This window comes from Ectothiorhodospira shaposhnikovii, from assembly GCF_047222355.1.
Taxonomy (GTDB): domain Bacteria; phylum Pseudomonadota; class Gammaproteobacteria; order Ectothiorhodospirales; family Ectothiorhodospiraceae; genus Ectothiorhodospira.
Genome location: NZ_CP178333.1, coordinates 84,107 through 106,550, shown reverse-complemented (window position 1 = coordinate 106,550; position 22,444 = coordinate 84,107). Strand labels below are relative to the sequence as shown.

The window sequence follows — 22,444 nt, the reverse complement described above, 5'->3', positions numbered from 1 at the left end:
CTGCCGCTGTCAGTACTTTACTGTGCATGACGGCCTCCCTGGCCGCCCAAGCCGAAGGCAATGTGACCCAGGTCGACATGCAGCCCATCAGCATCGAGGGCTCACACATTGACAATACGCAAATCATCCCCACGGAACAGATGACGCGGAATCTTGCCGCCTCGGTGGCGGATGTCTTCCGGGATCAGAGCGTCATCACCATCGGGGGTGGATCACACAATGCTCAACGCCTCTATCTGAGGGGGATTGATGCCTCCAATCTGAACATCACCATTGACGGCGCCATACAGGGACGCAGCCTGTTCCAGCATCATGGTGGTATCGGCTCACTGGATCCCGACCTGCTGAAACGGGTGGAAGTGCTGGCCGGCCCGGGGGCTGACCGGGGGGCCGGAGCGCTGGGAGGGGCAATACGATTCGAGACCGTCGACGCGCAGGATCTGCTGTCCCCTGATCAGCAGTCAGGTGCAACGATAAGGGCAGGCTATTACACCGCTGACCGCTCCGATCACGGTGCCGCAACCGCGTATACCCGGCTGGGCAGTCACAGTGGATTGATGGCCCATATCAAGGGCGTCAATCGCGAAGACTATGAAACCGGTGGAGGCGACAGGGTACACGGCTCCGCGGGGCGGGATCGCCATTACTTTATCAAGTTCAGCCTTCTGGAAAACGAAGGTCATTCACTCCGGCTGAGTGCTGAAAGAAGCCGAAACAGTGGGCTCTATCGCTGGGCGGCCGGTGATGGTGCATACGACCCGGATGCCCCGCTTGAATATCAGATCAATGACAGGGACACCTACATCGTCAACTACCGCTATCATGCACTACATACCCCTCTGGTCAATCTCTCACTGAACCTGTTCAATAATGAAAACACCTTGAACAATCAGACCAGAAACAATGAAACCACCAGTACCGGAAAAGGTTTTGAACTGAGAAACAATGCCGTTATCGACTGGATTTCAAGCACACACAATCTGGTAACAGGCATCGACTATTACACGGAAGATGGAGAGATCTACAACAATGGCGAACGCCAGGGACACAGAAACAACCTGAACAACCTGGGCTTGTTCATTCAGGACCATGTCTATATCGGCAGACTGACACTCTCCGGCGGAGCAAGGTTTGACCGTTATGAAACCGACTACGGCCGCATCGCAATCAGTGGCAACGAAATCTCCCCCAATGCAGGTATCGAAGTCAACATTGGCAAGGGCTGGAGTACGTTTGCCAACTACGGAGAAGCGGTGCGCAGTACCGGCGTCATACCCATCGGCTGGCTGGCATCAGCCGTGGACACACCCACATTCAATGCACAAACCGGCAAACGCAGTTTCGGTCGAAGTTTCAGACCGGAAAGCTCACAGCAGAAGGAAGCCGGCTTTCGCTATCAGGCACGGGGCCTGATTCGTGATGCCGATCGTTTCGATGCCTCCCTGACCTATTTTCATAATGACATTGACAATCTGATCGTTCAGATAGGTGGTAGCCGCGGCCAGCCAGTCACGGGTTTTTATAACGATGACCGGGTCACCAGCAAGGGGTGGGAAGCCAGGACCTCCTGGCAGAGTGGTCGTTATCAGACAACCCTTTCATACCTGCATGCCAAAACGGTGGATCAGAACGGTGACCGGATCACAACCATTCGGCGCGTGGGTAGCAATACCGGCGATCGACTGGTCTGGGATCATGTCTGGCGAATCGACGAAAATATGACCATGGGGTACACCCTCGTCGCCCAGGCAGGACTGGAAGACGGTGAGATTGACCGTTCCGGCCATACCCTCCATCACTTACAGGCCCAATGGCAGCCTGCAAGCATACCTGCATTATCACTGTCGCTGGCAGTGAGAAATCTGTTTGATCGCAGCTATAGCGAACAGACCACCATCGGGGATGACGGCGCCACGCTGGAACCGGGGCGAGACATCAGAATGATGGCCCGTTATCAGTTCTGACATTCATCCCCTCAGGGATGTACTGAATCCTTAATTCCTGCTCAGCAGGATTCCAATGATCAGCCACAAGCCCGTGCCTCCCTCTTTCAAGGGGGGCACGGCCGGGGCTTGCCCCGTAGTTTCCATTCTTTGGTGTTTTCTTATCAATCACGCTCACAAAAGGACCGGGGATGAGGCCCCACTGCCGTCACTCCCGCGAAAGCGGGAGTCCGGAACTTCCGGGCCGGGCTGGGACGCATCAAGACCCTGCCCATCAAGCAGTGGGAGGTGGGACGGGAGTTCCTGAGACGGGTGAAGCAGACCTTTGATGCCGAGGGGGTGGAGATCCCCTTCCCCCATCGAACCCTGTACTTCGGTGCCGCCAGCCCGCCGGAGCTGGCGCAGATGCTCAATGAAGATCACAGCCGCCAGCGCACAGGCAGTTGAGATTTCATGTGCGCCGTCAGGCATTCCACTGACTTGGACCTTAAGCCGGATCGGACCAGCATGAACAGATCCGTGGGCATGATTTCCCAGTCCGCCAGTATCCGGGCCAGTCTGCCGCGCATGATCCCGTGCCTGGGACATTCAGCGACCCAGGCCGGCAACATCCCGACGCCATATCCCCGTGCAATGCCATCGGCCAGGGTCTGCAGGGAATTAACCCGCAGCCGGGCATGGGGATTGATGTGCCGGGAATGGCCGGAATCCCTGTGGCGCAGATGGATGGCATCCGATTCACCGGTCAGCTCTATCCAGGAGCAACGCTCTATCTGATCCGGATCCTCAAGGTGACAGCAGCATGCATCCGGGTCGCTGGCGGCGTAGAGACGACGCTGCCAGCGACCCAGAGGCTGACAGGCCAACCCATGGGCCTGAACCTGGCCGCAGGCCAGCCAGACATCCACCTCGTCAAGCGGCGGTTGAGCGCCCGGTAGCAGCACCCTGGCTTCCAGGGAATATTCCGGATAACGGGCCAGGAAATCGTTCATCACCCAGATCGCCCATCCCCAGGCCATTTCATGGCTGATCCAGACACACAGATTGCGGCGCCTGTCACTGGACAGGGATTGCGCCGCCTCGCGGGCCTCTTCGGACAGCGAAAGAATTCTTTCCCCATAGTCCGCATAGCACTGACCCACCTCGGAAAGGCTCAGCCGGCCCCCTGACTGGCGGGTGAGCCGCAACCCCAGATCCTGTTCCAGCAACGCCAGACGTCGACTCAAGGTGGATTTGGGACGGCCCAAAAACCGTGCGGCCGCGGTGAGATTGCCATGATCCCGCAGTGCAATCAGGGCCTTCAACGCCTCAAAGTCACTCATCTGGTCACACGTTCCATTTTCGGGACAAGTCGTTCACAAAGCCTATCTTCTTTCCGCATGGGCCAGGAGATAGCATTCTCCATCAAATGATAAACATACTCATTAACGCCTTCCATGAAAAAACGCCCATGACTCTTAAGTTACCTGCCGCTGTCAGTACTTTACTGTGCATGACGGCCTCCCTGGCCGCCCAAGCCGAAGGCAATGTGACCCAGGTCGACATGCAGCCCATCAGCATCGAGGGCTCACACATTGACAATACGCAAATCATCCCCACGGAACAGATGACGCGGAATCTTGCCGCCTCGGTGGCGGATGTCTTCCGGGATCAGAGCGTCATCACCATCGGGGGTGGATCACACAATGCTCAACGCCTCTATCTGAGGGGGATTGATGCCTCCAATCTGAACATCACCATTGACGGCGCCATACAGGGACGCAGCCTGTTCCAGCATCATGGTGGTATCGGCTCACTGGATCCCGACCTGCTGAAACGGGTGGAAGTGCTGGCCGGCCCGGGGGCTGACCGGGGGGCCGGAGCGCTGGGAGGGGCAATACGATTCGAGACCGTCGACGCGCAGGATCTGCTGTCCCCTGATCAGCAGTCAGGTGCAACGATAAGGGCAGGCTATTACACCGCTGACCGCTCCGATCACGGTGCCGCAACCGCGTATACCCGGCTGGGCAGTCACAGTGGATTGATGGCCCATATCAAGGGCGTCAATCGCGAAGACTATGAAACCGGTGGAGGCGACAGGGTACACGGCTCCGCGGGGCGGGATCGCCATTACTTTATCAAGTTCAGCCTTCTGGAAAACGAAGGTCATTCACTCCGGCTGAGTGCTGAAAGAAGCCGAAACAGTGGGCTCTATCGCTGGGCGGCCGGTGATGGTGCATACGACCCGGATGCCCCGCTTGAATATCAGATCAATGACAGGGACACCTACATCGTCAACTACCGCTATCATGCACTACATACCCCTCTGGTCAATCTCTCACTGAACCTGTTCAATAATGAAAACACCTTGAACAATCAGACCAGAAACAATGAAACCACCAGTACCGGAAAAGGTTTTGAACTGAGAAACAATGCCGTTATCGACTGGATTTCAAGCACACACAATCTGGTAACAGGCATCGACTATTACACGGAAGATGGAGAGATCTACAACAATGGCGAACGCCAGGGACACAGAAACAACCTGAACAACCTGGGCTTGTTCATTCAGGACCATGTCTATATCGGCAGACTGACACTCTCCGGCGGAGCAAGGTTTGACCGTTATGAAACCGACTACGGCCGCATCGCAATCAGTGGCAACGAAATCTCCCCCAATGCAGGTATCGAAGTCAACATTGGCAAGGGCTGGAGTACGTTTGCCAACTACGGAGAAGCGGTGCGCAGTACCGGCGTCATACCCATCGGCTGGCTGGCATCAGCCGTGGACACACCCACATTCAATGCACAAACCGGCAAACGCAGTTTCGGTCGAAGTTTCAGACCGGAAAGCTCACAGCAGAAGGAAGCCGGCTTTCGCTATCAGGCACGGGGCCTGATTCGTGATGCCGATCGTTTCGATGCCTCCCTGACCTATTTTCATAATGACATTGACAATCTGATCGTTCAGATAGGTGGTAGCCGCGGCCAGCCAGTCACGGGTTTTTATAACGATGACCGGGTCACCAGCAAGGGGTGGGAAGCCAGGACCTCCTGGCAGAGTGGTCGTTATCAGACAACCCTTTCATACCTGCATGCCAAAACGGTGGATCAGAACGGTGACCGGATCACAACCATTCGGCGCGTGGGTAGCAATACCGGCGATCGACTGGTCTGGGATCATGTCTGGCGAATCGACGAAAATATGACCATGGGGTACACCCTCGTCGCCCAGGCAGGACTGGAAGACGGTGAGATTGACCGTTCCGGCCATACCCTCCATCACTTACAGGCCCAATGGCAGCCTGCAAGCATACCTGCATTATCACTGTCGCTGGCAGTGAGAAATCTGTTTGATCGCAGCTATAGCGAACAGACCACCATCGGGGATGACGGCGCCACGCTGGAACCGGGGCGAGACATCAGAATGATGGCCCGTTATCAGTTCTGACATTCATCCCCTCAGGGATGTACTGAATCCTTAATTCCTGCTCAGCAGGATTCCAATGATCAGCCACAAGCCCGTGCCTCCCTCTTTCAAGGGGGGCACGGCCGGGGCTTGCCCCGTAGTTTCCATTCTTTGGTGTTTTCTTATCAATCACGCTCACAAAAGGACCGGGGATGAGGCCCCACTGCCGTCACTCCCGCGAAAGCGGGAGTCCGGAACTTCCGGGCCGGGCTGGGACGCATCAAGACCCTGCCCATCAAGCAGTGGGAGGTGGGACGGGAGTTCCTGAGACGGGTGAAGCAGACCTTTGATGCCGAGGGGGTGGAGATCCCCTTCCCCCATCGAACCCTGTACTTCGGTGCCGCCAGCCCGCCGGAGCTGGCGCAGATGCTCAATGAAGATCACAGCCGCCAGCGCACAGGCAGTTGAGATTTCATGTGCGCCGTCAGGCATTCCACTGACTTGGACCTTAAGCCGGATCGGACCAGCATGAACAGATCCGTGGGCATGATTTCCCAGTCCGCCAGTATCCGGGCCAGTCTGCCGCGCATGATCCCGTGCCTGGGACATTCAGCGACCCAGGCCGGCAACATCCCGACGCCATATCCCCGTGCAATGCCATCGGCCAGGGTCTGCAGGGAATTAACCCGCAGCCGGGCATGGGGATTGATGTGCCGGGAATGGCCGGAATCCCTGTGGCGCAGATGGATGGCATCCGATTCACCGGTCAGCTCTATCCAGGAGCAACGCTCTATCTGATCCGGATCCTCAAGGTGACAGCAGCATGCATCCGGGTCGCTGGCGGCGTAGAGACGACGCTGCCAGCGACCCAGAGGCTGACAGGCCAACCCATGGGCCTGAACCTGGCCGCAGGCCAGCCAGACATCCACCTCGTCAAGCGGCGGTTGAGCGCCCGGTAGCAGCACCCTGGCTTCCAGGGAATATTCCGGATAACGGGCCAGGAAATCGTTCATCACCCAGATCGCCCATCCCCAGGCCATTTCATGGCTGATCCAGACACACAGATTGCGGCGCCTGTCACTGGACAGGGATTGCGCCGCCTCGCGGGCCTCTTCGGACAGCGAAAGAATTCTTTCCCCATAGTCCGCATAGCACTGACCCACCTCGGAAAGGCTCAGCCGGCCCCCTGACTGGCGGGTGAGCCGCAACCCCAGATCCTGTTCCAGCAACGCCAGACGTCGACTCAAGGTGGATTTGGGACGGCCCAAAAACCGTGCGGCCGCGGTGAGATTGCCATGATCCCGCAGTGCAATCAGGGCCTTCAACGCCTCAAAGTCACTCATCTGGTCACACGTTCCATTTTCGGGACAAGTCGTTCACAAAGCCTATCTTCTTTCCGCATGGGCCAGGAGATAGCATTCTCCATCAAATGATAAACATACTCATTAACGCCTTCCATGAAAAAACGCCCATGACTCTTAAGTTACCTGCCGCTGTCAGTACTTTACTGTGCATGACGGCCTCCCTGGCCGCCCAAGCCGAAGGCAATGTGACCCAGGTCGACATGCAGCCCATCAGCATCGAGGGCTCACACATTGACAATACGCAAATCATCCCCACGGAACAGATGACGCGGAATCTTGCCGCCTCGGTGGCGGATGTCTTCCGGGATCAGAGCGTCATCACCATCGGGGGTGGATCACACAATGCTCAACGCCTCTATCTGAGGGGGATTGATGCCTCCAATCTGAACATCACCATTGACGGCGCCATACAGGGACGCAGCCTGTTCCAGCATCATGGTGGTATCGGCTCACTGGATCCCGACCTGCTGAAACGGGTGGAAGTGCTGGCCGGCCCGGGGGCTGACCGGGGGGCCGGAGCGCTGGGAGGGGCAATACGATTCGAGACCGTCGACGCGCAGGATCTGCTGTCCCCTGATCAGCAGTCAGGTGCAACGATAAGGGCAGGCTATTACACCGCTGACCGCTCCGATCACGGTGCCGCAACCGCGTATACCCGGCTGGGCAGTCACAGTGGATTGATGGCCCATATCAAGGGCGTCAATCGCGAAGACTATGAAACCGGTGGAGGCGACAGGGTACACGGCTCCGCGGGGCGGGATCGCCATTACTTTATCAAGTTCAGCCTTCTGGAAAACGAAGGTCATTCACTCCGGCTGAGTGCTGAAAGAAGCCGAAACAGTGGGCTCTATCGCTGGGCGGCCGGTGATGGTGCATACGACCCGGATGCCCCGCTTGAATATCAGATCAATGACAGGGACACCTACATCGTCAACTACCGCTATCATGCACTACATACCCCTCTGGTCAATCTCTCACTGAACCTGTTCAATAATGAAAACACCTTGAACAATCAGACCAGAAACAATGAAACCACCAGTACCGGAAAAGGTTTTGAACTGAGAAACAATGCCGTTATCGACTGGATTTCAAGCACACACAATCTGGTAACAGGCATCGACTATTACACGGAAGATGGAGAGATCTACAACAATGGCGAACGCCAGGGACACAGAAACAACCTGAACAACCTGGGCTTGTTCATTCAGGACCATGTCTATATCGGCAGACTGACACTCTCCGGCGGAGCAAGGTTTGACCGTTATGAAACCGACTACGGCCGCATCGCAATCAGTGGCAACGAAATCTCCCCCAATGCAGGTATCGAAGTCAACATTGGCAAGGGCTGGAGTACGTTTGCCAACTACGGAGAAGCGGTGCGCAGTACCGGCGTCATACCCATCGGCTGGCTGGCATCAGCCGTGGACACACCCACATTCAATGCACAAACCGGCAAACGCAGTTTCGGTCGAAGTTTCAGACCGGAAAGCTCACAGCAGAAGGAAGCCGGCTTTCGCTATCAGGCACGGGGCCTGATTCGTGATGCCGATCGTTTCGATGCCTCCCTGACCTATTTTCATAATGACATTGACAATCTGATCGTTCAGATAGGTGGTAGCCGCGGCCAGCCAGTCACGGGTTTTTATAACGATGACCGGGTCACCAGCAAGGGGTGGGAAGCCAGGACCTCCTGGCAGAGTGGTCGTTATCAGACAACCCTTTCATACCTGCATGCCAAAACGGTGGATCAGAACGGTGACCGGATCACAACCATTCGGCGCGTGGGTAGCAATACCGGCGATCGACTGGTCTGGGATCATGTCTGGCGAATCGACGAAAATATGACCATGGGGTACACCCTCGTCGCCCAGGCAGGACTGGAAGACGGTGAGATTGACCGTTCCGGCCATACCCTCCATCACTTACAGGCCCAATGGCAGCCTGCAAGCATACCTGCATTATCACTGTCGCTGGCAGTGAGAAATCTGTTTGATCGCAGCTATAGCGAACAGACCACCATCGGGGATGACGGCGCCACGCTGGAACCGGGGCGAGACATCAGAATGATGGCCCGTTATCAGTTCTGACATTCATCCCCTCAGGGATGTACTGAATCCTTAATTCCTGCTCAGCAGGATTCCAATGATCAGCCACAAGCCCGTGCCTCCCTCTTTCAAGGGGGGCACGGCCGGGGCTTGCCCCGTAGTTTCCATTCTTTGGTGTTTTCTTATCAATCACGCTCACAAAAGGACCGGGGATGAGGCCCCACTGCCGTCACTCCCGCGAAAGCGGGAGTCCGGAACTTCCGGGCCGGGCTGGGACGCATCAAGACCCTGCCCATCAAGCAGTGGGAGGTGGGACGGGAGTTCCTGAGACGGGTGAAGCAGACCTTTGATGCCGAGGGGGTGGAGATCCCCTTCCCCCATCGAACCCTGTACTTCGGTGCCGCCAGCCCGCCGGAGCTGGCGCAGATGCTCAATGAAGATCACAGCCGCCAGCGCACAGGCAGTTGAGATTTCATGTGCGCCGTCAGGCATTCCACTGACTTGGACCTTAAGCCGGATCGGACCAGCATGAACAGATCCGTGGGCATGATTTCCCAGTCCGCCAGTATCCGGGCCAGTCTGCCGCGCATGATCCCGTGCCTGGGACATTCAGCGACCCAGGCCGGCAACATCCCGACGCCATATCCCCGTGCAATGCCATCGGCCAGGGTCTGCAGGGAATTAACCCGCAGCCGGGCATGGGGATTGATGTGCCGGGAATGGCCGGAATCCCTGTGGCGCAGATGGATGGCATCCGATTCACCGGTCAGCTCTATCCAGGAGCAACGCTCTATCTGATCCGGATCCTCAAGGTGACAGCAGCATGCATCCGGGTCGCTGGCGGCGTAGAGACGACGCTGCCAGCGACCCAGAGGCTGACAGGCCAACCCATGGGCCTGAACCTGGCCGCAGGCCAGCCAGACATCCACCTCGTCAAGCGGCGGTTGAGCGCCCGGTAGCAGCACCCTGGCTTCCAGGGAATATTCCGGATAACGGGCCAGGAAATCGTTCATCACCCAGATCGCCCATCCCCAGGCCATTTCATGGCTGATCCAGACACACAGATTGCGGCGCCTGTCACTGGACAGGGATTGCGCCGCCTCGCGGGCCTCTTCGGACAGCGAAAGAATTCTTTCCCCATAGTCCGCATAGCACTGACCCACCTCGGAAAGGCTCAGCCGGCCCCCTGACTGGCGGGTGAGCCGCAACCCCAGATCCTGTTCCAGCAACGCCAGACGTCGACTCAAGGTGGATTTGGGACGGCCCAAAAACCGTGCGGCCGCGGTGAGATTGCCATGATCCCGCAGTGCAATCAGGGCCTTCAACGCCTCAAAGTCACTCATCTGGTCACACGTTCCATTTTCGGGACAAGTCGTTCACAAAGCCTATCTTCTTTCCGCATGGGCCAGGAGATAGCATTCTCCATCAAATGATAAACATACTCATTAACGCCTTCCATGAAAAAACGCCCATGACTCTTAAGTTACCTGCCGCTGTCAGTACTTTACTGTGCATGACGGCCTCCCTGGCCGCCCAAGCCGAAGGCAATGTGACCCAGGTCGACATGCAGCCCATCAGCATCGAGGGCTCACACATTGACAATACGCAAATCATCCCCACGGAACAGATGACGCGGAATCTTGCCGCCTCGGTGGCGGATGTCTTCCGGGATCAGAGCGTCATCACCATCGGGGGTGGATCACACAATGCTCAACGCCTCTATCTGAGGGGGATTGATGCCTCCAATCTGAACATCACCATTGACGGCGCCATACAGGGACGCAGCCTGTTCCAGCATCATGGTGGTATCGGCTCACTGGATCCCGACCTGCTGAAACGGGTGGAAGTGCTGGCCGGCCCGGGGGCTGACCGGGGGGCCGGAGCGCTGGGAGGGGCAATACGATTCGAGACCGTCGACGCGCAGGATCTGCTGTCCCCTGATCAGCAGTCAGGTGCAACGATAAGGGCAGGCTATTACACCGCTGACCGCTCCGATCACGGTGCCGCAACCGCGTATACCCGGCTGGGCAGTCACAGTGGATTGATGGCCCATATCAAGGGCGTCAATCGCGAAGACTATGAAACCGGTGGAGGCGACAGGGTACACGGCTCCGCGGGGCGGGATCGCCATTACTTTATCAAGTTCAGCCTTCTGGAAAACGAAGGTCATTCACTCCGGCTGAGTGCTGAAAGAAGCCGAAACAGTGGGCTCTATCGCTGGGCGGCCGGTGATGGTGCATACGACCCGGATGCCCCGCTTGAATATCAGATCAATGACAGGGACACCTACATCGTCAACTACCGCTATCATGCACTACATACCCCTCTGGTCAATCTCTCACTGAACCTGTTCAATAATGAAAACACCTTGAACAATCAGACCAGAAACAATGAAACCACCAGTACCGGAAAAGGTTTTGAACTGAGAAACAATGCCGTTATCGACTGGATTTCAAGCACACACAATCTGGTAACAGGCATCGACTATTACACGGAAGATGGAGAGATCTACAACAATGGCGAACGCCAGGGACACAGAAACAACCTGAACAACCTGGGCTTGTTCATTCAGGACCATGTCTATATCGGCAGACTGACACTCTCCGGCGGAGCAAGGTTTGACCGTTATGAAACCGACTACGGCCGCATCGCAATCAGTGGCAACGAAATCTCCCCCAATGCAGGTATCGAAGTCAACATTGGCAAGGGCTGGAGTACGTTTGCCAACTACGGAGAAGCGGTGCGCAGTACCGGCGTCATACCCATCGGCTGGCTGGCATCAGCCGTGGACACACCCACATTCAATGCACAAACCGGCAAACGCAGTTTCGGTCGAAGTTTCAGACCGGAAAGCTCACAGCAGAAGGAAGCCGGCTTTCGCTATCAGGCACGGGGCCTGATTCGTGATGCCGATCGTTTCGATGCCTCCCTGACCTATTTTCATAATGACATTGACAATCTGATCGTTCAGATAGGTGGTAGCCGCGGCCAGCCAGTCACGGGTTTTTATAACGATGACCGGGTCACCAGCAAGGGGTGGGAAGCCAGGACCTCCTGGCAGAGTGGTCGTTATCAGACAACCCTTTCATACCTGCATGCCAAAACGGTGGATCAGAACGGTGACCGGATCACAACCATTCGGCGCGTGGGTAGCAATACCGGCGATCGACTGGTCTGGGATCATGTCTGGCGAATCGACGAAAATATGACCATGGGGTACACCCTCGTCGCCCAGGCAGGACTGGAAGACGGTGAGATTGACCGTTCCGGCCATACCCTCCATCACTTACAGGCCCAATGGCAGCCTGCAAGCATACCTGCATTATCACTGTCGCTGGCAGTGAGAAATCTGTTTGATCGCAGCTATAGCGAACAGACCACCATCGGGGATGACGGCGCCACGCTGGAACCGGGGCGAGACATCAGAATGATGGCCCGTTATCAGTTCTGACATTCATCCCCTCAGGGATGTACTGAATCCTTAATTCCTGCTCAGCAGGATTCCAATGATCAGCCACAAGCCCGTGCCTCCCTCTTTCAAGGGGGGCACGGCCGGGGCTTGCCCCGTAGTTTCCATTCTTTGGTGTTTTCTTATCAATCACGCTCACAAAAGGACCGGGGATGAGGCCCCACTGCCGTCACTCCCGCGAAAGCGGGAGTCCGGAACTTCCGGGCCGGGCTGGGACGCATCAAGACCCTGCCCATCAAGCAGTGGGAGGTGGGACGGGAGTTCCTGAGACGGGTGAAGCAGACCTTTGATGCCGAGGGGGTGGAGATCCCCTTCCCCCATCGAACCCTGTACTTCGGTGCCGCCAGCCCGCCGGAGCTGGCGCAGATGCTCAATGAAGATCACAGCCGCCAGCGCACAGGCAGTTGAGATTTCATGTGCGCCGTCAGGCATTCCACTGACTTGGACCTTAAGCCGGATCGGACCAGCATGAACAGATCCGTGGGCATGATTTCCCAGTCCGCCAGTATCCGGGCCAGTCTGCCGCGCATGATCCCGTGCCTGGGACATTCAGCGACCCAGGCCGGCAACATCCCGACGCCATATCCCCGTGCAATGCCATCGGCCAGGGTCTGCAGGGAATTAACCCGCAGCCGGGCATGGGGATTGATGTGCCGGGAATGGCCGGAATCCCTGTGGCGCAGATGGATGGCATCCGATTCACCGGTCAGCTCTATCCAGGAGCAACGCTCTATCTGATCCGGATCCTCAAGGTGACAGCAGCATGCATCCGGGTCGCTGGCGGCGTAGAGACGACGCTGCCAGCGACCCAGAGGCTGACAGGCCAACCCATGGGCCTGAACCTGGCCGCAGGCCAGCCAGACATCCACCTCGTCAAGCGGCGGTTGAGCGCCCGGTAGCAGCACCCTGGCTTCCAGGGAATATTCCGGATAACGGGCCAGGAAATCGTTCATCACCCAGATCGCCCATCCCCAGGCCATTTCATGGCTGATCCAGACACACAGATTGCGGCGCCTGTCACTGGACAGGGATTGCGCCGCCTCGCGGGCCTCTTCGGACAGCGAAAGAATTCTTTCCCCATAGTCCGCATAGCACTGACCCACCTCGGAAAGGCTCAGCCGGCCCCCTGACTGGCGGGTGAGCCGCAACCCCAGATCCTGTTCCAGCAACGCCAGACGTCGACTCAAGGTGGATTTGGGACGGCCCAAAAACCGTGCGGCCGCGGTGAGATTGCCATGATCCCGCAGTGCAATCAGGGCCTTCAACGCCTCAAAGTCACTCATCTGGTCACACGTTCCATTTTCGGGACAAGTCGTTCACAAAGCCTATCTTCTTTCCGCATGGGCCAGGAGATAGCATTCTCCATCAAATGATAAACATACTCATTAACGCCTTCCATGAAAAAACGCCCATGACTCTTAAGTTACCTGCCGCTGTCAGTACTTTACTGTGCATGACGGCCTCCCTGGCCGCCCAAGCCGAAGGCAATGTGACCCAGGTCGACATGCAGCCCATCAGCATCGAGGGCTCACACATTGACAATACGCAAATCATCCCCACGGAACAGATGACGCGGAATCTTGCCGCCTCGGTGGCGGATGTCTTCCGGGATCAGAGCGTCATCACCATCGGGGGTGGATCACACAATGCTCAACGCCTCTATCTGAGGGGGATTGATGCCTCCAATCTGAACATCACCATTGACGGCGCCATACAGGGACGCAGCCTGTTCCAGCATCATGGTGGTATCGGCTCACTGGATCCCGACCTGCTGAAACGGGTGGAAGTGCTGGCCGGCCCGGGGGCTGACCGGGGGGCCGGAGCGCTGGGAGGGGCAATACGATTCGAGACCGTCGACGCGCAGGATCTGCTGTCCCCTGATCAGCAGTCAGGTGCAACGATAAGGGCAGGCTATTACACCGCTGACCGCTCCGATCACGGTGCCGCAACCGCGTATACCCGGCTGGGCAGTCACAGTGGATTGATGGCCCATATCAAGGGCGTCAATCGCGAAGACTATGAAACCGGTGGAGGCGACAGGGTACACGGCTCCGCGGGGCGGGATCGCCATTACTTTATCAAGTTCAGCCTTCTGGAAAACGAAGGTCATTCACTCCGGCTGAGTGCTGAAAGAAGCCGAAACAGTGGGCTCTATCGCTGGGCGGCCGGTGATGGTGCATACGACCCGGATGCCCCGCTTGAATATCAGATCAATGACAGGGACACCTACATCGTCAACTACCGCTATCATGCACTACATACCCCTCTGGTCAATCTCTCACTGAACCTGTTCAATAATGAAAACACCTTGAACAATCAGACCAGAAACAATGAAACCACCAGTACCGGAAAAGGTTTTGAACTGAGAAACAATGCCGTTATCGACTGGATTTCAAGCACACACAATCTGGTAACAGGCATCGACTATTACACGGAAGATGGAGAGATCTACAACAATGGCGAACGCCAGGGACACAGAAACAACCTGAACAACCTGGGCTTGTTCATTCAGGACCATGTCTATATCGGCAGACTGACACTCTCCGGCGGAGCAAGGTTTGACCGTTATGAAACCGACTACGGCCGCATCGCAATCAGTGGCAACGAAATCTCCCCCAATGCAGGTATCGAAGTCAACATTGGCAAGGGCTGGAGTACGTTTGCCAACTACGGAGAAGCGGTGCGCAGTACCGGCGTCATACCCATCGGCTGGCTGGCATCAGCCGTGGACACACCCACATTCAATGCACAAACCGGCAAACGCAGTTTCGGTCGAAGTTTCAGACCGGAAAGCTCACAGCAGAAGGAAGCCGGCTTTCGCTATCAGGCACGGGGCCTGATTCGTGATGCCGATCGTTTCGATGCCTCCCTGACCTATTTTCATAATGACATTGACAATCTGATCGTTCAGATAGGTGGTAGCCGCGGCCAGCCAGTCACGGGTTTTTATAACGATGACCGGGTCACCAGCAAGGGGTGGGAAGCCAGGACCTCCTGGCAGAGTGGTCGTTATCAGACAACCCTTTCATACCTGCATGCCAAAACGGTGGATCAGAACGGTGACCGGATCACAACCATTCGGCGCGTGGGTAGCAATACCGGCGATCGACTGGTCTGGGATCATGTCTGGCGAATCGACGAAAATATGACCATGGGGTACACCCTCGTCGCCCAGGCAGGACTGGAAGACGGTGAGATTGACCGTTCCGGCCATACCCTCCATCACTTACAGGCCCAATGGCAGCCTGCAAGCATACCTGCATTATCACTGTCGCTGGCAGTGAGAAATCTGTTTGATCGCAGCTATAGCGAACAGACCACCATCGGGGATGACGGCGCCACGCTGGAACCGGGGCGAGACATCAGAATGATGGCCCGTTATCAGTTCTGACATTCATCCCCTCAGGGATGTACTGAATCCTTAATTCCTGCTCAGCAGGATTCCAATGATCAGCCACAAGCCCGTGCCTCCCTCTTTCAAGGGGGGCACGGCCGGGGCTTGCCCCGTAGTTTCCATTCTTTGGTGTTTTCTTATCAATCACGCTCACAAAAGGACCGGGGATGAGGCCCCACTGCCGTCACTCCCGCGAAAGCGGGAGTCCGGAACTTCCGGGCCGGGCTGGGACGCATCAAGACCCTGCCCATCAAGCAGTGGGAGGTGGGACGGGAGTTCCTGAGACGGGTGAAGCAGACCTTTGATGCCGAGGGGGTGGAGATCCCCTTCCCCCATCGAACCCTGTACTTCGGTGCCGCCAGCCCGCCGGAGCTGGCGCAGATGCTCAATGAAGATCACAGCCGCCAGCGCACAGGCAGTTGAGATTTCATGTGCGCCGTCAGGCATTCCACTGACTTGGACCTTAAGCCGGATCGGACCAGCATGAACAGATCCGTGGGCATGATTTCCCAGTCCGCCAGTATCCGGGCCAGTCTGCCGCGCATGATCCCGTGCCTGGGACATTCAGCGACCCAGGCCGGCAACATCCCGACGCCATATCCCCGTGCAATGCCATCGGCCAGGGTCTGCAGGGAATTAACCCGCAGCCGGGCATGGGGATTGATGTGCCGGGAATGGCCGGAATCCCTGTGGCGCAGATGGATGGCATCCGATTCACCGGTCAGCTCTATCCAGGAGCAACGCTCTATCTGATCCGGATCCTCAAGGTGACAGCAGCATGCATCCGGGTCGCTGGCGGCGTAGAGACGACGCTGCCAGCGACCCAGAGGCTGACAGGCCAACCCATGGGCCTGAACCTGGCCGCAGGCCAGCCAGACATCCACCTCGTCAAGCGGCGGTTGAGCGCCCGGTAGCAGCACCCTGGCTTCCAGGGAATATTCCGGATAACGGGCCAGGAAATCGTTCATCACCCAGATCGCCCATCCCCAGGCCATTTCATGGCTGATCCAGACACACAGATTGCGGCGCCTGTCACTGGACAGGGATTGCGCCGCCTCGCGGGCCTCTTCGGACAGCGAAAGAATTCTTTCCCCATAGTCCGCATAGCACTGACCCACCTCGGAAAGGCTCAGCCGGCCCCCTGACTGGCGGGTGAGCCGCAACCCCAGATCCTGTTCCAGCAACGCCAGACGTCGACTCAAGGTGGATTTGGGACGGCCCAAAAACCGTGCGGCCGCGGTGAGATTGCCATGATCCCGCAGTGCAATCAGGGCCTTCAACGCCTCAAAGTCACTCATCTGGTCACACGTTCCATTTTCGGGACAAGTCGTTCACAAAGCCTATCTTCTTTCCGCATGGGCCAGGAGATAGCATTCTCCATCAAATGATAAACATACTCATTAACGCCTTCCATGAAAAAACGCCCATGACTCTTAAGTTACCTGCCGCTGTCAGTACTTTACTGTGCATGACGGCCTCCCTGGCCGCCCAAGCCGAAGGCAATGTGACCCAGGTCGACATGCAGCCCATCAGCATCGAGGGCTCACACATTGACAATACGCAAATCATCCCCACGGAACAGATGACGCGGAATCTTGCCGCCTCGGTGGCGGATGTCTTCCGGGATCAGAGCGTCATCACCATCGGGGGTGGATCACACAATGCTCAACGCCTCTATCTGAGGGGGATTGATGCCTCCAATCTGAACATCACCATTGACGGCGCCATACAGGGACGCAGCCTGTTCCAGCATCATGGTGGTATCGGCTCACTGGATCCCGACCTGCTGAAACGGGTGGAAGTGCTGGCCGGCCCGGGGGCTGACCGGGGGGCCGGAGCGCTGGGAGGGGCAATACGATTCGAGACCGTCGACGCGCAGGATCTGCTGTCCCCTGATCAGCAGTCAGGTGCAACGATAAGGGCAGGCTATTACACCGCTGACCGCTCCGATCACGGTGCCGCAACCGCGTATACCCGGCTGGGCAGTCACAGTGGATTGATGGCCCATATCAAGGGCGTCAATCGCGAAGACTATGAAACCGGTGGAGGCGACAGGGTACACGGCTCCGCGGGGCGGGATCGCCATTACTTTATCAAGTTCAGCCTTCTGGAAAACGAAGGTCATTCACTCCGGCTGAGTGCTGAAAGAAGCCGAAACAGTGGGCTCTATCGCTGGGCGGCCGGTGATGGTGCATACGACCCGGATGCCCCGCTTGAATATCAGATCAATGACAGGGACACCTACATCGTCAACTACCGCTATCATGCACTACATACCCCTCTGGTCAATCTCTCACTGAACCTGTTCAATAATGAAAACACCTTGAACAATCAGACCAGAAACAATGAAACCACCAGTACCGGAAAAGGTTTTGAACTGAGAAACAATGCCGTTATCGACTGGATTTCAAGCACACACAATCTGGTAACAGGCATCGACTATTACACGGAAGATGGAGAGATCTACAACAATGGCGAACGCCAGGGACACAGAAACAACCTGAACAACCTGGGCTTGTTCATTCAGGACCATGTCTATATCGGCAGACTGACACTCTCCGGCGGAGCAAGGTTTGACCGTTATGAAACCGACTACGGCCGCATCGCAATCAGTGGCAACGAAATCTCCCCCAATGCAGGTATCGAAGTCAACATTGGCAAGGGCTGGAGTACGTTTGCCAACTACGGAGAAGCGGTGCGCAGTACCGGCGTCATACCCATCGGCTGGCTGGCATCAGCCGTGGACACACCCACATTCAATGCACAAACCGGCAAACGCAGTTTCGGTCGAAGTTTCAGACCGGAAAGCTCACAGCAGAAGGAAGCCGGCTTTCGCTATCAGGCACGGGGCCTGATTCGTGATGCCGATCGTTTCGATGCCTCCCTGACCTATTTTCATAATGACATTGACAATCTGATCGTTCAGATAGGTGGTAGCCGCGGCCAGCCAGTCACGGGTTTTTATAACGATGACCGGGTCACCAGCAAGGGGTGGGAAGCCAGGACCTCCTGGCAGAGTGGTCGTTATCAGACAACCCTTTCATACCTGCATGCCAAAACGGTGGATCAGAACGGTGACCGGATCACAACCATTCGGCGCGTGGGTAGCAATACCGGCGATCGACTGGTCTGGGATCATGTCTGGCGAATCGACGAAAATATGACCATGGGGTACACCCTCGTCGCCCAGGCAGGACTGGAAGACGGTGAGATTGACCGTTCCGGCCATACCCTCCATCACTTACAGGCCCAATGGCAGCCTGCAAGCATACCTGCATTATCACTGTCGCTGGCAGTGAGAAATCTGTTTGATCGCAGCTATAGCGAACAGACCACCATCGGGGATGACGGCGCCACGCTGGAACCGGGGCGAGACATCAGAATGATGGCCCGTTATCAGTTCTGACATTCATCCCCTCAGGGATGTACTGAATCCTTAATTCCTGCTCAGCAGGATTCCAATGATCAGCCACAAGCCCGTGCCTCCCTCTTTCAAGGGGGGCACGGCCGGGGCTTGCCCCGTAGTTTCCATTCTTTGGTGTTTTCTTATCAATCACGCTCACAAAAGGACCGGGGATGAGGCCCCACTGCCGTCACTCCCGCGAAAGCGGGAGTCCGGAACTTCCGGGCCGGGCTGGGACGCATCAAGACCCTGCCCATCAAGCAGTGGGAGGTGGGACGGGAGTTCCTGAGACGGGTGAAGCAGACCTTTGATGCCGAGGGGGTGGAGATCCCCTTCCCCCATCGAACCCTGTACTTCGGTGCCGCCAGCCCGCCGGAGCTGGCGCAGATGCTCAATGAAGATCACAGCCGCCAGCGCACAGGCAGTTGAGATTTCATGTGCGCCGTCAGGCATTCCACTGACTTGGACCTTAAGCCGGATCGGACCAGCATGAACAGATCCGTGGGCATGATTTCCCAGTCCGCCAGTATCCGGGCCAGTCTGCCGCGCATGATCCCGTGCCTGGGACATTCAGCGACCCAGGCCGGCAACATCCCGACGCCATATCCCCGTGCAATGCCATCGGCCAGGGTCTGCAGGGAATTAACCCGCAGCCGGGCATGGGGATTGATGTGCCGGGAATGGCCGGAATCCCTGTGGCGCAGATGGATGGCATCCGATTCACCGGTCAGCTCTATCCAGGAGCAACGCTCTATCTGATCCGGATCCTCAAGGTGACAGCAGCATGCATCCGGGTCGCTGGCGGCGTAGAGACGACGCTGCCAGCGACCCAGAGGCTGACAGGCCAACCCATGGGCCTGAACCTGGCCGCAGGCCAGCCAGACATCCACCTCGTCAAGCGGCGGTTGAGCGCCCGGTAGCAGCACCCTGGCTTCCAGGGAATATTCCGGATAACGGGCCAGGAAATCGTTCATCACCCAGATCGCCCATCCCCAGGCCATTTCATGGCTGATCCAGACACACAGATTGCGGCGCCTGTCACTGGACAGGGATTGCGCCGCCTCGCGGGCCTCTTCGGACAGCGAAAGAATTCTTTCCCCATAGTCCGCATAGCACTGACCCACCTCGGAAAGGCTCAGCCGGCCCCCTGACTGGCGGGTGAGCCGCAACCCCAGATCCTGTTCCAGCAACGCCAGACGTCGACTCAAGGTGGATTTGGGACGGCCCAAAAACCGTGCGGCCGCGGTGAGATTGCCATGATCCCGCAGTGCAATCAGGGCCTTCAACGCCTCAAAGTCACTCATCTGGTCACACGTTCCATTTTCGGGACAAGTCGTTCACAAAGCCTATCTTCTTTCCGCATGGGCCAGGAGATAGCATTCTCCATCAAATGATAAACATACTCATTAACGCCTTCCATGAAAAAACGCCCATGACTCTTAAGTTACCTGCCGCTGTCAGTACTTTACTGTGCATGACGGCCTCCCTGGCCGCCCAAGCCGAAGGCAATGTGACCCAGGTCGACATGCAGCCCATCAGCATCGAGGGCTCACACATTGACAATACGCAAATCATCCCCACGGAACAGATGACGCGGAATCTTGCCGCCTCGGTGGCGGATGTCTTCCGGGATCAGAGCGTCATCACCATCGGGGGTGGATCACACAATGCTCAACGCCTCTATCTGAGGGGGATTGATGCCTCCAATCTGAACATCACCATTGACGGCGCCATACAGGGACGCAGCCTGTTCCAGCATCATGGTGGTATCGGCTCACTGGATCCCGACCTGCTGAAACGGGTGGAAGTGCTGGCCGGCCCGGGGGCTGACCGGGGGGCCGGAGCGCTGGGAGGGGCAATACGATTCGAGACCGTCGACGCGCAGGATCTGCTGTCCCCTGATCAGCAGTCAGGTGCAACGATAAGGGCAGGCTATTACACCGCTGACCGCTCCGATCACGGTGCCGCAACCGCGTATACCCGGCTGGGCAGTCACAGTGGATTGATGGCCCATATCAAGGGCGTCAATCGCGAAGACTATGAAACCGGTGGAGGCGACAGGGTACACGGCTCCGCGGGGCGGGATCGCCATTACTTTATCAAGTTCAGCCTTCTGGAAAACGAAGGTCATTCACTCCGGCTGAGTGCTGAAAGAAGCCGAAACAGTGGGCTCTATCGCTGGGCGGCCGGTGATGGTGCATACGACCCGGATGCCCCGCTTGAATATCAGATCAATGACAGGGACACCTACATCGTCAACTACCGCTATCATGCACTACATACCCCTCTGGTCAATCTCTCACTGAACCTGTTCAATAATGAAAACACCTTGAACAATCAGACCAGAAACAATGAAACCACCAGTACCGGAAAAGGTTTTGAACTGAGAAACAATGCCGTTATCGACTGGATTTCAAGCACACACAATCTGGTAACAGGCATCGACTATTACACGGAAGATGGAGAGATCTACAACAATGGCGAACGCCAGGGACACAGAAACAACCTGAACAACCTGGGCTTGTTCATTCAGGACCATGTCTATATCGGCAGACTGACACTCTCCGGCGGAGCAAGGTTTGACCGTTATGAAACCGACTACGGCCGCATCGCAATCAGTGGCAACGAAATCTCCCCCAATGCAGGTATCGAAGTCAACATTGGCAAGGGCTGGAGTACGTTTGCCAACTACGGAGAAGCGGTGCGCAGTACCGGCGTCATACCCATCGGCTGGCTGGCATCAGCCGTGGACACACCCACATTCAATGCACAAACCGGCAAACGCAGTTTCGGTCGAAGTTTCAGACCGGAAAGCTCACAGCAGAAGGAAGCCGGCTTTCGCTATCAGGCACGGGGCCTGATTCGTGATGCCGATCGTTTCGATGCCTCCCTGACCTATTTTCATAATGACATTGACAATCTGATCGTTCAGATAGGTGGTAGCCGCGGCCAGCCAGTCACGGGTTTTTATAACGATGACCGGGTCACCAGCAAGGGGTGGGAAGCCAGGACCTCCTGGCAGAGTGGTCGTTATCAGACAACCCTTTCATACCTGCATGCCAAAACGGTGGATCAGAACGGTGACCGGATCACAACCATTCGGCGCGTGGGTAGCAATACCGGCGATCGACTGGTCTGGGATCATGTCTGGCGAATCGACGAAAATATGACCATGGGGTACACCCTCGTCGCCCAGGCAGGACTGGAAGACGGTGAGATTGACCGTTCCGGCCATACCCTCCATCACTTACAGGCCCAATGGCAGCCTGCAAGCATACCTGCATTATCACTGTCGCTGGCAGTGAGAAATCTGTTTGATCGCAGCTATAGCGAACAGACCACCATCGGGGATGACGGCGCCACGCTGGAACCGGGGCGAGACATCAGAATGATGGCCCGTTATCAGTTCTGACATTCATCCCCTCAGGGATGTACTGA

Annotated in this window: 19 protein-coding genes; 13 read left to right on the top strand and 6 right to left on the bottom strand. The window is 56.8% G+C overall.

All coding sequences use genetic code 11. The features are described 5' to 3' along the window. The first annotated feature begins 26 nt into the window (after positions 1–26). Positions 27–1,964, top strand: coding sequence for a TonB-dependent receptor domain-containing protein (locus ACLF6L_RS00450; RefSeq protein ID WP_412852109.1), 1,938 nt, complete (start codon positions 27–29; stop codon positions 1,962–1,964). 267 nt (positions 1,965–2,231) lie between these two features. After that, on the top strand, positions 2,232–2,390 hold the full coding sequence (locus ACLF6L_RS00445) for a hypothetical protein (protein WP_412852110.1): 159 nt from the start codon (positions 2,232–2,234) through the stop codon (positions 2,388–2,390). Here ACLF6L_RS00445 and ACLF6L_RS00440 read toward each other — a convergent pair. Then, on the bottom strand, positions 2,363–3,265 hold the full coding sequence (locus tag ACLF6L_RS00440) for a LysR family transcriptional regulator (RefSeq protein WP_200171637.1): 903 nt from the start codon (positions 3,263–3,265) through the stop codon (positions 2,363–2,365). The two genes, ACLF6L_RS00445 and ACLF6L_RS00440, sit on opposite strands and share 28 nt — an antisense overlap. A gap of 170 nt (positions 3,266–3,435) precedes the next feature. Here ACLF6L_RS00440 and ACLF6L_RS00435 point away from each other — a divergent pair, with 170 nt between their 5' ends. Together ACLF6L_RS00435 and ACLF6L_RS00430 are read left to right on the top strand one after the other, a co-directional pair. Beyond that, positions 3,436–5,373: a TonB-dependent receptor domain-containing protein gene (locus ACLF6L_RS00435; RefSeq protein WP_412852109.1), complete on the top strand. Its 1,938-nt coding sequence runs from the start codon at positions 3,436–3,438 to the stop codon at positions 5,371–5,373. A gap of 267 nt (positions 5,374–5,640) precedes the next feature. After that, positions 5,641–5,799: a hypothetical protein gene (locus tag ACLF6L_RS00430; protein ID WP_412852110.1), complete on the top strand. Its 159-nt coding sequence runs from the start codon at positions 5,641–5,643 to the stop codon at positions 5,797–5,799. On the opposite strand, the gene ACLF6L_RS00425 is transcribed toward ACLF6L_RS00430, so the two are convergent. Continuing rightward, positions 5,772–6,674: a LysR family transcriptional regulator gene (locus ACLF6L_RS00425; RefSeq protein ID WP_200171637.1), complete on the bottom strand. Its 903-nt coding sequence runs from the start codon at positions 6,672–6,674 to the stop codon at positions 5,772–5,774. The two genes, ACLF6L_RS00430 and ACLF6L_RS00425, sit on opposite strands and share 28 nt — an antisense overlap. A gap of 170 nt (positions 6,675–6,844) precedes the next feature. Here ACLF6L_RS00425 and ACLF6L_RS00420 point away from each other — a divergent pair, with 170 nt between their 5' ends. After that, the gene (locus tag ACLF6L_RS00420; protein ID WP_412852109.1) at positions 6,845–8,782 is read left to right on the top strand and encodes a TonB-dependent receptor domain-containing protein; all 1,938 of its coding nucleotides are present in this window, start codon (positions 6,845–6,847) and stop codon (positions 8,780–8,782) included. A 267-nt stretch (positions 8,783–9,049) separates the two neighbouring features. Then, on the top strand, positions 9,050–9,208 hold the full coding sequence (locus ACLF6L_RS00415) for a hypothetical protein (protein WP_412852110.1): 159 nt from the start codon (positions 9,050–9,052) through the stop codon (positions 9,206–9,208). Here ACLF6L_RS00415 and ACLF6L_RS00410 read toward each other — a convergent pair. Further along, positions 9,181–10,083, bottom strand: coding sequence for a LysR family transcriptional regulator (locus tag ACLF6L_RS00410; protein ID WP_200171637.1), 903 nt, complete (start codon positions 10,081–10,083; stop codon positions 9,181–9,183). The two genes, ACLF6L_RS00415 and ACLF6L_RS00410, sit on opposite strands and share 28 nt — an antisense overlap. Before the next feature lie 170 nt (positions 10,084–10,253). Here ACLF6L_RS00410 and ACLF6L_RS00405 point away from each other — a divergent pair, with 170 nt between their 5' ends. Beyond that, a complete protein-coding gene (locus tag ACLF6L_RS00405; RefSeq protein ID WP_412852109.1) occupies positions 10,254–12,191 on the top strand; it encodes a TonB-dependent receptor domain-containing protein in 1,938 nt (645 codons plus the stop codon). Positions 12,192–12,458: 267 nt separating this feature from the next. After that, positions 12,459–12,617, top strand: coding sequence for a hypothetical protein (locus tag ACLF6L_RS00400; protein WP_412852110.1), 159 nt, complete (start codon positions 12,459–12,461; stop codon positions 12,615–12,617). Here the strand turns inward: ACLF6L_RS00400 and ACLF6L_RS00395 are convergent. Next, a complete protein-coding gene (locus ACLF6L_RS00395) occupies positions 12,590–13,492 on the bottom strand; it encodes a LysR family transcriptional regulator (protein WP_200171637.1) in 903 nt (300 codons plus the stop codon). The genes ACLF6L_RS00400 and ACLF6L_RS00395 overlap by 28 nt on opposite strands. Positions 13,493–13,662: 170 nt before the next feature. On the opposite strand from ACLF6L_RS00395, the gene ACLF6L_RS00390 reads away from it, so the two are divergent. Then, a complete protein-coding gene (locus tag ACLF6L_RS00390; RefSeq protein ID WP_412852109.1) occupies positions 13,663–15,600 on the top strand; it encodes a TonB-dependent receptor domain-containing protein in 1,938 nt (645 codons plus the stop codon). A gap of 267 nt (positions 15,601–15,867) precedes the next feature. Then, the gene (locus tag ACLF6L_RS00385) at positions 15,868–16,026 is read left to right on the top strand and encodes a hypothetical protein (protein ID WP_412852110.1); all 159 of its coding nucleotides are present in this window, start codon (positions 15,868–15,870) and stop codon (positions 16,024–16,026) included. On the opposite strand, the gene ACLF6L_RS00380 is transcribed toward ACLF6L_RS00385, so the two are convergent. Continuing rightward, complete coding sequence (locus tag ACLF6L_RS00380) at positions 15,999–16,901, bottom strand: LysR family transcriptional regulator (protein WP_200171637.1); 903 nt, start codon at positions 16,899–16,901, stop codon at positions 15,999–16,001. The genes ACLF6L_RS00385 and ACLF6L_RS00380 overlap by 28 nt on opposite strands. Positions 16,902–17,071: 170 nt before the next feature. Here ACLF6L_RS00380 and ACLF6L_RS00375 point away from each other — a divergent pair, with 170 nt between their 5' ends. Continuing rightward, positions 17,072–19,009 (top strand): TonB-dependent receptor domain-containing protein, encoded by a 1,938-nt coding sequence (locus ACLF6L_RS00375; RefSeq protein WP_412852109.1) that lies wholly within the window; start codon positions 17,072–17,074, stop codon positions 19,007–19,009. A gap of 267 nt (positions 19,010–19,276) precedes the next feature. Next, complete coding sequence (locus ACLF6L_RS00370; RefSeq protein WP_412852110.1) at positions 19,277–19,435, top strand: hypothetical protein; 159 nt, start codon at positions 19,277–19,279, stop codon at positions 19,433–19,435. Here ACLF6L_RS00370 and ACLF6L_RS00365 read toward each other — a convergent pair. Then, positions 19,408–20,310, bottom strand: a complete 903-nt coding sequence (locus ACLF6L_RS00365; protein WP_200171637.1) for a LysR family transcriptional regulator — start codon at positions 20,308–20,310, stop codon at positions 19,408–19,410. The genes ACLF6L_RS00370 and ACLF6L_RS00365 overlap by 28 nt on opposite strands. Before the next feature lie 170 nt (positions 20,311–20,480). Here ACLF6L_RS00365 and ACLF6L_RS00360 point away from each other — a divergent pair, with 170 nt between their 5' ends. After that, a complete protein-coding gene (locus ACLF6L_RS00360; RefSeq protein ID WP_412852109.1) occupies positions 20,481–22,418 on the top strand; it encodes a TonB-dependent receptor domain-containing protein in 1,938 nt (645 codons plus the stop codon). Positions 22,419–22,444: the final 26 nt, after the last annotated feature.

Bases quoted from the DNA above. Each gene is read 5' to 3' on its own strand.
- ACLF6L_RS00425 (WP_200171637.1), bottom strand. From the start codon at position 6,674: ATGAGTGACTTTGAGGCGTTGAAGGCCCTGATTGCACTGCGGGATCAT.
- ACLF6L_RS00435 (WP_412852109.1), top strand. From the start codon at position 3,436: ATGACGGCCTCCCTGGCCGCCCAAGCCGAAGGCAATGTGACCCAGGTC.
- ACLF6L_RS00440 (WP_200171637.1), bottom strand. From the start codon at position 3,265: ATGAGTGACTTTGAGGCGTTGAAGGCCCTGATTGCACTGCGGGATCAT.
- ACLF6L_RS00395 (WP_200171637.1), bottom strand. From the start codon at position 13,492: ATGAGTGACTTTGAGGCGTTGAAGGCCCTGATTGCACTGCGGGATCAT.
- ACLF6L_RS00360 (WP_412852109.1), top strand. From the start codon at position 20,481: ATGACGGCCTCCCTGGCCGCCCAAGCCGAAGGCAATGTGACCCAGGTC.
- ACLF6L_RS00410 (WP_200171637.1), bottom strand. From the start codon at position 10,083: ATGAGTGACTTTGAGGCGTTGAAGGCCCTGATTGCACTGCGGGATCAT.
- ACLF6L_RS00420 (WP_412852109.1), top strand. From the start codon at position 6,845: ATGACGGCCTCCCTGGCCGCCCAAGCCGAAGGCAATGTGACCCAGGTC.
- ACLF6L_RS00375 (WP_412852109.1), top strand. From the start codon at position 17,072: ATGACGGCCTCCCTGGCCGCCCAAGCCGAAGGCAATGTGACCCAGGTC.
- ACLF6L_RS00390 (WP_412852109.1), top strand. From the start codon at position 13,663: ATGACGGCCTCCCTGGCCGCCCAAGCCGAAGGCAATGTGACCCAGGTC.
- ACLF6L_RS00405 (WP_412852109.1), top strand. From the start codon at position 10,254: ATGACGGCCTCCCTGGCCGCCCAAGCCGAAGGCAATGTGACCCAGGTC.
- ACLF6L_RS00450 (WP_412852109.1), top strand. From the start codon at position 27: ATGACGGCCTCCCTGGCCGCCCAAGCCGAAGGCAATGTGACCCAGGTC.
- ACLF6L_RS00380 (WP_200171637.1), bottom strand. From the start codon at position 16,901: ATGAGTGACTTTGAGGCGTTGAAGGCCCTGATTGCACTGCGGGATCAT.
- ACLF6L_RS00365 (WP_200171637.1), bottom strand. From the start codon at position 20,310: ATGAGTGACTTTGAGGCGTTGAAGGCCCTGATTGCACTGCGGGATCAT.